13 protein-coding genes and 1 pseudogene are annotated in these 12,604 nt (G+C 40.6%); 8 read left to right on the plus strand and 6 right to left on the minus strand.

Features of this window, described 5'->3' with window-relative positions; genetic code table 11:
* Positions 1-390 (minus strand): hypothetical protein, encoded by a 390-nt coding sequence (locus tag MTT09_RS02960; RefSeq protein ID WP_012001374.1) that lies wholly within the window; start codon positions 388-390, stop codon positions 1-3.
* Between the two features lie 269 nt (positions 391-659).
* Between MTT09_RS02960 and argH the strand changes: the two genes are divergently transcribed.
* From argH to MTT09_RS02975, 3 genes and pseudogenes are all read left to right on the plus strand, one after another.
* Complete coding sequence (gene argH / locus MTT09_RS02965; RefSeq protein ID WP_429802469.1) at positions 660-2,060, plus strand: argininosuccinate lyase; 1,401 nt, start codon at positions 660-662, stop codon at positions 2,058-2,060.
* A gap of 457 nt (positions 2,061-2,517) precedes the next feature.
* Positions 2,518-2,823, plus strand: a pseudogene (locus MTT09_RS02970) (methyl-accepting chemotaxis protein); the annotation flags it as partial.
* Positions 2,824-2,880: 57 nt separating this feature from the next.
* Complete coding sequence (locus MTT09_RS02975) at positions 2,881-3,189, plus strand: CZB domain-containing protein (RefSeq protein ID WP_374220069.1); 309 nt, start codon at positions 2,881-2,883, stop codon at positions 3,187-3,189.
* Between the two features lie 40 nt (positions 3,190-3,229).
* On the opposite strand, the gene MTT09_RS02980 is transcribed toward MTT09_RS02975, so the two are convergent.
* Genes MTT09_RS02980 through MTT09_RS02990 form a run of 3 tightly spaced genes read right to left on the minus strand, consistent with a single transcriptional unit; the run spans position 3,230 to position 6,110 of the window.
* Complete coding sequence (locus MTT09_RS02980; RefSeq protein ID WP_429802471.1) at positions 3,230-4,426, minus strand: MFS transporter; 1,197 nt, start codon at positions 4,424-4,426, stop codon at positions 3,230-3,232.
* 1 nt (position 4,427) lies between these two features.
* Positions 4,428-5,633 carry a copper resistance protein NlpE N-terminal domain-containing protein gene (locus MTT09_RS02985; RefSeq protein WP_429802473.1) on the minus strand — a complete coding sequence of 402 codons (1,206 nt, stop codon included), beginning with the start codon at positions 5,631-5,633 and terminating at the stop codon, positions 4,428-4,430.
* Between the two features lie 48 nt (positions 5,634-5,681).
* Positions 5,682-6,110 carry a copper resistance protein NlpE gene (locus MTT09_RS02990; protein ID WP_429802475.1) on the minus strand — a complete coding sequence of 143 codons (429 nt, stop codon included), beginning with the start codon at positions 6,108-6,110 and terminating at the stop codon, positions 5,682-5,684.
* 80 nt (positions 6,111-6,190) lie between these two features.
* On the opposite strand from MTT09_RS02990, the gene MTT09_RS02995 reads away from it, so the two are divergent.
* Together MTT09_RS02995 and MTT09_RS03000 are read left to right on the plus strand one after the other, a co-directional pair.
* Positions 6,191-7,105, plus strand: coding sequence for an SPFH domain-containing protein (locus tag MTT09_RS02995; RefSeq protein ID WP_009294606.1), 915 nt, complete (start codon positions 6,191-6,193; stop codon positions 7,103-7,105).
* Positions 7,102-7,494 carry an NfeD family protein gene (locus MTT09_RS03000; protein ID WP_021089632.1) on the plus strand — a complete coding sequence of 131 codons (393 nt, stop codon included), beginning with the start codon at positions 7,102-7,104 and terminating at the stop codon, positions 7,492-7,494. The genes MTT09_RS02995 and MTT09_RS03000 overlap by 4 nt, the downstream gene beginning before the upstream one ends.
* A 20-nt stretch (positions 7,495-7,514) precedes the next feature.
* Here MTT09_RS03000 and MTT09_RS03005 read toward each other — a convergent pair whose 3' ends face one another.
* A complete protein-coding gene (locus MTT09_RS03005) occupies positions 7,515-7,727 on the minus strand; it encodes a hypothetical protein (RefSeq protein ID WP_021087694.1) in 213 nt (70 codons plus the stop codon).
* Positions 7,728-7,859: 132 nt separating this feature from the next.
* Here MTT09_RS03005 and MTT09_RS03010 point away from each other — a divergent pair, with 132 nt between their 5' ends.
* The 3 genes from MTT09_RS03010 to recG are packed head-to-tail and all read left to right on the plus strand — an operon-like array spanning position 7,860 to position 11,946.
* The gene (locus MTT09_RS03010; protein WP_035142981.1) at positions 7,860-8,906 is read left to right on the plus strand and encodes a dehypoxanthine futalosine cyclase; all 1,047 of its coding nucleotides are present in this window, start codon (positions 7,860-7,862) and stop codon (positions 8,904-8,906) included.
* Positions 8,907-10,136 (plus strand): M16 family metallopeptidase, encoded by a 1,230-nt coding sequence (locus MTT09_RS03015; protein WP_429802478.1) that lies wholly within the window; start codon positions 8,907-8,909, stop codon positions 10,134-10,136.
* Positions 10,126-11,946, plus strand: coding sequence for an ATP-dependent DNA helicase RecG (gene recG, locus MTT09_RS03020; protein WP_429802480.1), 1,821 nt, complete (start codon positions 10,126-10,128; stop codon positions 11,944-11,946). Before MTT09_RS03015 ends, recG begins: the two co-directional genes overlap by 11 nt.
* A gap of 305 nt (positions 11,947-12,251) precedes the next feature.
* Here recG and MTT09_RS03025 read toward each other — a convergent pair whose 3' ends face one another.
* Positions 12,252-12,575: a hypothetical protein gene (locus MTT09_RS03025; protein ID WP_429802482.1), complete on the minus strand. Its 324-nt coding sequence runs from the start codon at positions 12,573-12,575 to the stop codon at positions 12,252-12,254.
* Positions 12,576-12,604: the final 29 nt, after the last annotated feature.

The following is a 12,604-nucleotide window of genomic DNA, read 5'->3' on the forward strand; positions in this document are numbered from 1 at the left end:
TTAAGCCTGTACCATTTCTGTCATCTGAGTTTTAATACTTAAAATGTTATTCTGAATGCTTGATTGTTCTAAATTTAGATGATGAAGCATCTGCATAGAATCACGATCTTTCAGGTGCTGGATGCTTGAAATTTGATCAGCTATATCGCTTCTTTGATCTTGTAATTTTTCTAAATTTTTTTGTAACTCTGTGACATCTTCTTTTCTAATAATTGTAGGTTTTTGTCTAACTTCTTCTCTTTGTTCGACATGCACATCATTACTTCTAACGATATCTTTTGTGCCATAGCCAGAAGATACTAATATGCTGGTTTTAGCGCTACTTGATGATATAGATGTGTAGCCGTTATGATAGAAAACATTTGAGTTCATATTTGCATCAATTTGCATATCGTCCTTCCTTTTTAGTTTATTTCTTTATTTAAAACTATATCGGCAATAAATCAAAAAACTTGAAATAGTTTTTAAAAAGTTGCTGGGCGAATTATATTTTAATAACCTTAAATGTAAATTATATATATAACTTTTTTACTACTCTAGCATAATTTTTATATTACATTTCACTTTTTTGACCAAAAAATTTATTTTTAAAATGCTTGTAAAAGCCTAGTTAAGCACCATTTTGTTAAAATCACGCAAAATTAATCAAAGGCAAAGCTATGAAAAAAGATGAAAACGCACATAAAAAGATGTGGGAGGGTAGATTTAACGAGGCTAGCTCGAAGTTGCTTGAGGAATTTAACGCTTCTATAAATTTTGATAAAAATCTTTTTGAAGAGGATATCGCTGGCAGTAAGGCGCACGCTAAAATGCTAGGAATTTGCGGAATTTTGAAAAAAGACGAGTCAGAGGCGATCATAAAGGGGCTTGATGAGGTTTTGGCTGAGATAAGGGCTGGTAAATTTGCTTTTAAGATAGAGGATGAGGATATCCACATGGCGGTTGAAAAGCGCCTTAGCGAGATCATTGGTGCCGAGCTTGGCGGCAGACTTCACACAGCTAGAAGCAGAAATGATCAAGTCGCGCTTGATTTTAAATTTTATGTTTTGAAGAAAAATTTAGAAATTTCATCTCTCATTAAAGAGATCATCGCCACGCTTGCAAATTTAGCCAAAAACCACAAAGATACGCTAATGCCAGGCTACACGCACCTTCAACACGCCCAGCCAGTAAGCCTTAGCTACCATTTGCTAGCCTACGCGTTTATGTTTAAGAGGGATTTTGAGCGATTTGTTAGCTCGTATGAGCGAAACAACCTAAGTCCTCTTGGCTCAGCAGCCCTTGCAGGCACGCCGCACAAGATAGATAGAACTATCGTTGCAAACGAGCTTGGCTTTGCTGGTTGCACGCAAAATGCGATGGATAGCGTGAGCGACCGCGACTATGCGCTGGAGATTTTGTTTAACATTAGCGTTTTTATGACGCACGCTTCTAGGCTTTGTGAGGAGCTCATACTTTGGAGCTCGCAGGAATTTGGCTTTGTAAGTATTAGCGACGCTTATAGCACGGGTAGCTCCATCATGCCTCAAAAGAAAAATCCAGACGTCGCTGAACTCATACGCGGCAAAACTGGGCGTGTAAATGGAAATTTAGTAGCGCTGCTAACTACGATGAAGGGCTTGCCACTTGCTTATAATAAAGATATGCAAGAAGATAAAGAGGGCGTTTTTGATAGTGTTGCGACCATTTTAAGCTCTGCTACTATCCTAAATGAGATGATAAAAACGGCTAAATTTAATGAAAAAAATATGCTAAAAGCGACAAAAACAGGGCATCTAAGTGCTACTGATCTGGCGGACTATCTAGTGCGTGAGAAAAATATCCCATTTAGAACGGCGCATTTTATCACCGGCAAGGCTGTCGCAAAGGCTGAAAGCTTGGGGCTTGATCTAAGTGAGCTAAACAAAGAGCAGCTAAAAAGTGTCGATGAAAATTTAGATGAAAATGCCATTAAATTTCTAGATCTGCACGCTTCAAAAGAGGCTCGCACTTCAAAAGGTGGCACGGCAAATAAAAGTGTTGAAGAGCAAATTAAAATTTTAGACGACTGGCTTAAGTAAAAAGAGTTATAATTACGCAAAATTTACGAATTTTAAAGGATGAAAAATGTTTTTTGACAGCAAAAGCAAAGAGCTTGGTAGTAAAAATGAAGCTTTAGAGAGAGAAAATGAAGCTTTAAAGGCTGAGATTTTAGCACTTAAAAATGAGCTAAAAAATGCCAAAACTTGCGAGCCAAAAGAGCAAGCTAAGGATAAGCAAGAGGCTGTAAATTTGCTGCTTACTAGCTATCAAGATGGCATGAATTTCTTACAATCAACCATCGAAGAAAACCTAAAAATGCTTGAAAATATAAACCATTTAAATGAAAAAACTTTTAAAGAGACAGGCGAGCTCAAGTCTCAAACGGCTGAAATTTTAAGCTCGATCGAGCAAGTAAGCCAGATGAGCGGCGATCTCTCAAACGATGCCTCTTCGCTTGATGGAAGCGTAAATTCTATCGTTGAGATCATAAATCTCATAAAAGATATCTCAGATCAGACAAATTTGCTAGCATTAAATGCTGCTATCGAGGCGGCTCGTGCGGGCGAACATGGACGAGGTTTTGCTGTTGTGGCTGATGAGGTTAGAAAGCTTGCTGAGCGCACGCAAAAGGCGACACTTGAGGTTGAAGTAAATATAAATGGCCTTAAGCAAAGTGCAAACACAATGATCGAAATGAGCGAGAGTTTCTATAAAATTTCAGCAAATGCGATGCAAATTTTAGGCGGTTTTGAGGGCAACATCTCAAGCGTAAATGCCAACACGCAAAACATCCTAAATCAAGCCCTAAACGTAACAAACGAGGTTAATGTAAGTAACGGCAAGATAGATCACATTAACATGAAGCTAAATGGCTACCGAGGCGTGCTTCTTGGCGAGATAAATAAAATTCAAAGTGTGCATGAGTGTAGATTTGGCAAGTGGTATGAAAAAGATGTGAAAAATACCATCATCAAAGATCCAAGAACCCTCTCAAGCATAGCTGCGCACCACGAAAATGTCCATCACGGACTAGATAAGGCTATGGCGATTTTTGCTGACAAAGATAAGGGACATTTAGCAGGTGTCGAGATACTAAAAGATGTCGAGCACTCAAGTAAAGCAGGCTTTGAAGAGCTGCTTGAAGCGGTAAAAGCCGCTAGAAAGTAAGCAAATATAAATGGCTGGATTTCTAGCCATTTAGACGCAACTATCTTATCTCATACCTTTTTGAAACTACGTGGTAGTAAAAGGCTCCAACGAAAAAGAGGCTTCCCATAAAGGCTGCGATCATCTCCACGCTTAGTCCAAGCTCGTATAAAAAGCCAATCGCAAATGAGATAAGCGCGCTAAATCCAAGAAAAACCATATCATTATACGCGATCACTCTACCGTAAAACTCTTTTTGGCAGTTTTGCTGAAGCAGCGTGTAAGTGTAGCTCCAAAGGCTTGACGTGCAAAATCCAGCAAAGATGATACCAATTAGCGAGAGATAAAAATTTTGCAAAGAGAGCGCCCAGATGATGATGCCAACTCCTTGACCGATATAGATGTAGTTGAGCGTTTTTTTATTCATAAATTTACTAAGCATGGCCGGTGCAAACATAAGCGAGATCGACCTTGAGGCATTTAGCAAGCCAATAACTAGCGAGGTTGAGAGTAAATTTGCGTATTTATAGTCAGCTAGAAGCGCGATCAACGCGTCATAAGCTGTGATGCCAACAAAGGCGTGTAAAAATATAAGATGCACGATGAGCCTATTTTCTTTTAGGTAGATAAGGCCGTTTTTTAGCATTTTTAGTGGGCGTTCTATAAGCTCTGGTTTTAGGCCTTGTAAATTTAAAAAGTACAAAAAGAAAAAGCTAAAAATGTAGAGCATGCCGTCAAGCAAAAAGGCGCTTTTGATGCCAAAAAAATATATATAAACCCCAGCAAGTCCCATGCCAGCGGTATATGAGACCGCCCAGATGATCGAGTGGATCTCGTTTGCAAGCTTTAGGCTCTCTTTGCTTAGAATTTTTGGTAGCACGCTCATTTCTACTTGAAAATACATCCCGCCAACGCCGTTTCTAATAAAAATGATAAGCAAAAGCAGCCATAAAAAATCAAGTGAATTTATAAAAAGCAGCATAAAAACGCTTATGGTCTCAACTGCCATCATGATAACAAGCATCGGTTTTGGGCTAAATTTATCAACCAAAATACCACTAAATGGAGCGATGACAACACCTGGGATAAACGCCATCGCCGCACTTAGTGTAAGCGCCCACACAGGAGCGTCAAGCGAGATAAGCAGCGTAAAGATGCCAGTGTGCGAGAACCACACACCAAAGTAGCACATGAGCTGGATGGTGCTTAAAAGGCGGAAATTTCTCTCGTCCTTTAAAAGCTTAAGATACTCTTTCAAACTACTGGTTCCACATCAGAGTTATCTGCTCTATTTGCGCCTCGTCTGGGATCTGGCTTAAGCTTGTTATCTCTTGTGCGAGCGGATTTTTAAGCTTTATAAGCATGTCGTGACTATCTATTTTTAGATAGATATTGTTTGCGTCGCTTTGAAATTTAGAGATGACAAGTGCTTTTTTTATATCTTTAAAATTTGATTTTAGGCTGATGTTTTCAGGAGTTTTAAACTCATTTGAGTAAATTTCAATACTCGTGATGATGCCATTTAGCAAGGTGTATTCAAAAATTCTCTCGTTTTTGTTTGTGACGATGTAGCTATTTTCTTTTTTAGTATTGTCTCTTTTTATGTTTTTTGCGCCATAAAATTTCATCACATCAGCGTTTGCTGACTCGTTTGTAAGTTTTGCAAAAAAGCCCTTGCCAAAGAGGCTGGATCTGCCTTTTTCTCTTTTGTAGTGTCCGCTTATGTGAGCATTTTTGCAAATTTTATCGTTTGCAATTATGAAGATGTCGTTAGCGGTTTTATGCACGCTTAAAGCCACGCCTTTTTCATCCAAAAGGTAAAAAATGCCCTTGTCATAAAGCAGCTCTGAGTTAAATTTACAAAGTGGTGAGCCATCTTTTAGCGATGAATAAAAGCTTATCTTTGCGCCATTTTTGCTAGGCACAAGCACGAGCTCTAAAAAGCCATTTTTATCTTTAAATTTAGAAAATCTAGCAAAAAAACTATCTTTGTATGCCTTATTTACCGGCTCGTAGTTATAAATTTGAGCTAGCACGCCAACTCGTTTATTTTTCTTATCATCAAGCTGAAGAAGTGAGTTTTTGTTTGGCACAAAGTAGCTAAGCGTGCCGCTTTCATCTTTTAGCACGATAGCACTCTCATCGACATCAAATGTGCCACCTTTTTCTACCAAGGTGGCAGCCTTATCCATCGTAAGCATAGTTTTTGTGTAGGTTTTGTCTTTATTTAGAGTTAAGATAGTCTTCACACCCTCGCAGTTTGAGCATGGCAAGGTCGTGTAGTAGCTCGTGTAGATAGAGTTTGAAAGTGTTAGTTTTTCTGGTTTTTTAGGTTTTTCGTCTCGAACTAGGGGTTTTTCTTCTTTTGATTTTTGTGTTTGCTCTTGATTTTGTGGCTTTAAATTTTCATTTTTCGCGCAGCCAATGATGAAAAATGAGATAAGTATGGCAAAAAGATATTTCATTTGCAACTCCTTAAAAATTGCAAAATTATATCATTTTGCCTTTAAAATTTATTTTACGCGTTTAAAGATATATTTATCTTTTAGCTCGCCAGTGACCTCTTTTTGATCCATGTCAAGCATCTTTAGGCTCTCGCCATCGATCTTATAAAAGCTCTTCTCTTTATACTCATCAACGGTTGTGATAACGCCATTATTTATAGAGTATTTACCCTTGCTAACGGCTTTGTAGTTGTCTTTTGACTTGTAGTTCATCACACTTTCAAATGTGCCGTCCTTTTTTAGTGTGAGGGTTGAGTCTATGCCCATGCAGCTAGCGCAAGGTAAAAACGCCTTATAAGTGCCTTCGATGCTGCTTACTGGAGCCATGCAACTACCTTTTACTTCACATTTGCCTTGTGGGACGCTCGCGCTTTGGTTTGACGTAGCGCAACCTGCTAAAAGTAGAGCCGCACTTAGTGCAAAGATAAAATTTTTCATGCTGATCCTTTTTGAAAATAAAATTTAAAATGTATTATAATACTTAAGAAAATAACAAATTATAAATTAAAGGAGAGAAGATGCAAGTTGAGACATTTGGCGTTTTAGTCGTTGTTTTGGTCATTTTTGCATTTTTGTTTTTAAAAGCTGGCATCAAGATCGTATCGCAAGCTGATAACTTGCTGATCGAGCGACTTGGTAAATTTCACAAGGTGCTTGACGGGGGATTTCACATCATAATCCCATTTGTCGATCAGATAAGGGCGATCATAACTATAAAAGAGCAGCTTGTTGATATCACAAAACAGCAAGTCATCACAAAAGATAACGTTAATATTAGCGTCGATGGCATCGTCTTTTTAAAGGTATTTGATGCAAAAATGGCGGTTTATAACGTAGATAACTACAAACGCGCCATTGCAAATTTAGCCATGACAACGCTTCGTGGCGAGATAGGAGCGATGAACCTTGATGATACACTAAGCTCACGTGACCGCCTAAATGCCGCACTTCAAGTGGCTCTTGGTGACGCAGCTGGCAACTGGGGCGTAAAGATCATGAGGGTTGAAATTTCTGAAATTTCTGTCCCACTTGGCATCGAAGAGGCGATGAATATGCAGATGAAGGCTGAGCGTGAAAAGCGCGCGATCGAGCTAAAAGCCTTGGCTGAAAAAGAGGCGCTAATCCGAAACGCAGAGGCGCTAAAACAAGAAAAGGTGCTTCAAGCAGAGGCGATCGAGCGTATGGCTGATGCGAAAAAATATGAGCAAATCGCCATCGCAACGGCTCAAAAAGAGGCTATGGATATGATAAATGATAGCATGAGCAAAAATGCAAATGCGGCTGAATTTTTGCTTGCGCGTGACAGGGTCGGGGCATTTAGCGAGCTAGCTAAAAATAGCTCAAAAGATAAAATTTTAGTCCCTTACGAGGCGACTGAACTCATCGGCTCGCTTAGCGTTTTAAAAAATTTCTTAGCTAAGGATAAGGCGTGATAAGTCCTTTTATAATGATAGCCATCGGCGCGCTCTTGTGCGTGGCTGAGCTTATGCTATTTTCATTTTATCTGCTCTTTTTTGGCGTCGCTTTTATCATCGTTGGGGCGGTAAATTTTGGCTTTGGTTTTGAGTGGAGCTTTCAAATTTTAGCTGTTTTAGTGCTTGCATTTATCTTGCTTGCGCTCTTAAAAGCGCCTTTAAAGAGTAAATTTATGGCCAAAAAAGAGAGCTATAACGAGGAATTTTTAGATGAGCCAGGCGTTGGCGAGATCAGAGAAAATATGGTCTATTTTAAAGGCACTCTTTGGAAGTATGACGGAGCGCTAAAAAACGGCGAGAAAGTGCAAGTTTTAGGCACTAAAGGCGACAAAGTTATATTAAAATAAAGTGCCATTTGGCACTTTATCTATTTTGCGTGGGCTGGGCAGCCTGCTGGCATTTGCTCATGCATCGCACCTTGCATGCCATGATGTGGGCAGCTTGGCATATTTTCTTGCATCATTTTTTGATGATGAGCACATCCGCAACTTGCTCCTTGTGGCCCAGCTGGCTTTGGCTCGTTTTTGGCACAACCAACTAAAAATAGCCCGCAGATAACGGCAAATATCACCTTTTTCATAACTCGCTCCTTTAAAGAATTTCTCACATTTTAGCCTTTAAAAATTAATTTTTCATAACGCCTGATTTATCATATTTAAAAGCATTTTTGGCTAAACTCTCGCCCAAAAATAAGCAAAATAAAAGGTTAAATTTGAAAAGACTTAGTGTAAATGAAGCCATCGATCTCATAGAAAATGCACCGCTTTACGAGCTTGGCAAGATGGCGCTAGCTAGAAAAAAAGAGCTTCATCCAGAGGGTATAACGACCTTCATCGTAGATCGCAACATCAACTATACAAACGTCTGCTGGGTGGATTGTAAATTTTGCGCATTTTACCGCCACGCAAAAGAGGAAGACGCTTATGTGCTAAGTTTTGAGGAGATCGGCAAGAAGATCGAGGAGCTAATCGCCATTGGAGGCACGCAAATTTTATTTCAAGGTGGCGTTCATCCAAAGCTAAAGATCGAGTGGTACGAGGAGCTTGTCGGCTACATCAGCAAGCACTATCCAAGCATCACGATACATGGTTTTTCTGCCGTTGAGATCGACTATATCGCAAGAGTTTCAAAAATTTCTACAAAAGAGGTCTTAAGACGCCTAAACGAAAAGGGCTTATACTCGATGCCAGGGGCTGGAGCGGAGATTTTAAGCGACAGGGTGCGTGACATCATCGCCCCTAAAAAGTGCGACACCGCAGACTGGCTTCGCATACACAAAGAGGCGCATGAGCTTGGTATGAAGACGACTGCTACGATGATGTTTGGCACGGTTGAGAGCACTCGCGAGATCGTGGAACACTGGGAGCACATCAGAAATTTACAAGATGAAACGGCTGGATTTAGGGCATTTATACTTTGGAGCTTTCAAGGGCTAAATACAAAGCTCATGCAAGAATTCCCAGAGATCAAAAAGCAAAGCTCAAACGTCTATCTAAGGCTTCTTGCGGTTTCAAGGCTCTTTTTGGATAACTTTAAAAATATCCAAAGCAGCTGGGTCACGCAGGGTAGCTACGTAGGTCAGCTTGCACTTCTTTTTGGTGCAAACGATCTTGGTAGCACAATGATGGAAGAAAACGTCGTAAAGGCGGCAGGTGCTAGCTTTAGGATGAATCAAGACCAGATGATCGAGCTTATAAAAGATGTTGGAGAAATTCCAGCCAAGCGCAACACAAACTACGATATTTTGGAGAAATTTTAGATGAAAATTTTAGATATCAATGTAAAAAATGTAAAAATCCCAGTCGTTTTTGAAAGCTCAAAAGCGATGCCAGTAGTGAGCCTAAAGCTAGTTTTTAAAGCAGCTGGTAGCTCACAAAATGGCAAGCTAGCAGGCCTTGCAAGACTAAGTGCAAATTTGCTAAACGAGGGCGATATGAAGCTAGGCTCGGCTAAATTTGCTAAAGAGCTTGAAGTAAGGGCGATTAGCCTAAATGCAAGCTGCGGCTTTGAGACATTTTGTATCGAAATAAACTGCCTAAAAGAGCACTTTGCCTTTGCGTGCGGCAAGCTAAAAGAGCTTATAAGCGCTCCAAATTTAACAGAAGAAATTCTAAATAGGTGCAAAACCGTCACACTTGGCGAGATCGCAGCAAATGAAAACGACTTTGACTACGTGGCAAGGCAGGGGCTTTTTGAGCTTTTGTATCCAAAAAGCGTGCTTTCAGAGCCAAGCATCGGCACAAAAAAGAGCGTAAAAGCGATCACGCTTGAAGATGTAAGTAAATTTTTAAACGAGCATTTAGACCTTTCAAATTTGCTTTGTGTGCTAGGTGGCGACATCGACGAGAAGCAGACAAAAGAGCTTGCTAGCGTTTTAGAAATTCTAAAACCTGGCAAGGTGCGAAAACTAGAGCGCTTTAGCCCAAGTGACAAGTGCGAAAGCAGCGAGATCATCAGGCAAAGCGAGCAGGCCTACATCTACTTTGGCGCGCCATTTGATGTAAAGCCTGAAGAAAAATACAAGGCCGCAGTGGCGACATTTATCTTAGGCGAGGGTGGCTTTGGCTCGAGACTCATGGAGGAGATACGCGTGAAAAGAGGGCTTGCATATAGTGCCTACGCTAGAAATTTGCTAAATCTCTCTTACAGCCAGCTTTACGGCTACATGCAGACAAAAAATGAGAAAAAAGATGAGGCGATCGCCGTTATAAAAGAGGAAATTTTAAAATTTAGTAAAAAAGGCGTTAGCAAGGCCGAGCTTGAGCAGGCGAAGAAATTTTTACTTGGCTCGTTGCCGCTTAGACTTGAGACGCTATTTAAACGCCTTGACATCGCGCAGGGCGAGTTTTATGAGCATGGCGAGCTCGGGGCATTTTTAAAGGACCTGGATAAAATTTCAGCCCTTTCGCTAAGTGAGCTAAATAGCTTTATAAAAGCCCACGCAGAGATCAATCAGCTAAGTTTTTGCGTCTTAAAAAATGAAATTTGAAGCAAGCGACAGAGCAAAACTTCTAAAAATAGGCGTGCTTAGCCTGCTTGACCTTGCTCTCGTGCTACCAAAGGGCTTTGAGGATACGACGATCGCTAAGAGCCCAAGAGAGGGGCAAGTCTGTATAAATGTAAAGATCACCTCGCTCGCCTCGCGCCCTGGCATGCTAACGGCGCTTGCCTTTTGCGAGCAGTGGCAAAGTAGCGTAAAGATCGTCATTTTTAACGCAAAGTCTTGGCACTACGGCGCTTTTAAAACGGGCAAGGAGATGGCGATATATGGGCTTTGCTCCTACGCCTTTGGCTCATGGCAGATCGTAAATCCAAAAATCACCACAAAAATAGGTCAGATCGTGCCTAAATTTAAGACCGAGCTAAAAGATGAGGAGCTAAAAAAACTCATCTTAAAATATCTAAATTTGCAAAATTTACTGGCCGAGGGCTTAAACGAAAAAGAGGCCAAATTTCTAGCCGATTTGCAGCGGCTAGACGAGCAAAGCGTGCAAATTTTATACCGCCTAAAAAATGATGGCGATGGCTTAGAAATCTTAAAATTTGTAGAAATTTTTAACTACATAAAAAAGCTAAGTACGAAAAAAACCTACTTTAAAAGTCCAAAAATCAAGCTTTTTGATATAGACTCTTGGCTTAAGAGCTTGCCATTTACACCGACAAATGATCAGCTAAACGCGGTAAATGACATCAGAGACGACCTTAGTGCCGTGCAGGCAAAAAGGCGCGTCATAATGGGCGACGTGGGAAGTGGCAAGACGCTGGTGATCCTAGCAGCTGCACTTAGCGTCTATCCGCAAAGTGCCATTTTGATGGCGCCAACAAGCATCTTAAGCGAGCAAATTTATAACGAAGCAAAGAGACTGCTGCCGCCTTTTATGAATGTGATGCTGGTGCGAAGCGGGGAGAAAAAGATAGACTTTAGCGGGGCAAATTTGATCGTTGGCACGCATGCGCTGCTCTTTCACGAGCTGCCAAACTCGCCGCTTGTCATGGTCGATGAGCAGCACCGCTTTGGCTCAAATCAGCGCAAAAAGATAGAGGAGCTGGCCTCAAACGAGGACGAGCGAGCAAATTTCGTGCAGTTTTCAGCTACGCCAATACCAAGAACGCTAAGTTTAATCCAGTCTGAGATCGTAAATTTTAGCTTTTTAAAGCAGATGCCATTTAAGAAAAATATAACGAGCCAAATTTTAGGCACTAGCGAGTTTGGCTTTTTGCTAACTCACATTAAAAAGCAGCTTGCGGGCGGCTTTCAAGTAGCCATCATCTATCCGCTAGTTGAGAGCAGCGAGAGCTCAAACTACCAAAGTCTAAGCGAGGCGCAGGGCTTTTGGCTAAAGAATTTCAAAAATGTCTTCGTCACGCACGGCAAGGACAAAGAGAAAGAGGAAATTTTAAGGCGGTTTAGAGAAGAGGGCGAAATTTTGCTCTCAACAACCGTTGTTGAGGTGGGGATCTCGCTGCCAAGGCTAAATACGATAGTGATCGTGGGCGCTGAGCGGCTAGGGCTTGCCACGCTTCATCAGCTACGAGGCAGAGTTGGGCGAAATGGCGGCGATGGATACTGTTTTTTATTTACCAAGCTAAAAGAGGCGCCAGCTAGGCTAAAGGAATTTTGCGCGACAAATGACGGCTTTAAGGTGGCAGAGCTTGATCTGAAAAACCGCCAAAGCGGCGATATACTAAACGGCTTTTTTCAGCACGGAGCGACCTTTAACTTCTATGACTACGAGGATGATATCACGCAGGCTGCAAAGGCCAGAGTGGCTGAGTTTAAAAATAAAGCTCAAATTTGAGCTTGCGGATTGCGTTAAATTTAGAGTAGAAAATTACTTTTGGCTAAGAGGATATAAATTTGCGTCAAATTTAAGATGAGGATGCAAACTTTTACGGCTAGCTTTAAATTTGATAGAAAATGGCAACCATTACGTGGTTGATTTAGCTTTATCGCGACCGATTTTAATGTCGCTATTAAAAAATATAGCTAACAAATTGGTTTAAAACTGCTATATCTAAATTTATCTTGCCTAGCAAATCTAATCTCTCGAAGACTATTTTTAAAATTTACATGAAAATTTGATATGGCGAGATTTTTTATCGCTCACTCCCAAACTCCCATTTTCTCTCTTTTAAACCTTGCTACCATATCCTCATTTCCACTTCGCTCGCTAATGCAAATCCACTCTTTGATATTTTTTGTCAGCCATTCGTTCTCTACTGCATATCTACACATAAACAGACCCAAATTCGCTAGGTCATTCTCATCGCCTTTTGCGTGAAAGGTATTTTTATCAATTTTGATCAAGTCGCACTGCTTAGCAAGTTTGTCTAAATACTCATATATCGCGTCTAGATTATACTTTTTCACTCTTAAAACCTTTTCTTCATCGATCACGATCTTTGTGCCTAGTAGTGGGTAAGCCATTGTTATCCTTTCAAATTTATTTTGCATTT

This window comes from Campylobacter concisus (assembly GCF_050447505.1).
GTDB lineage: Bacteria > Campylobacterota > Campylobacteria > Campylobacterales > Campylobacteraceae > Campylobacter_A > Campylobacter_A concisus_BP.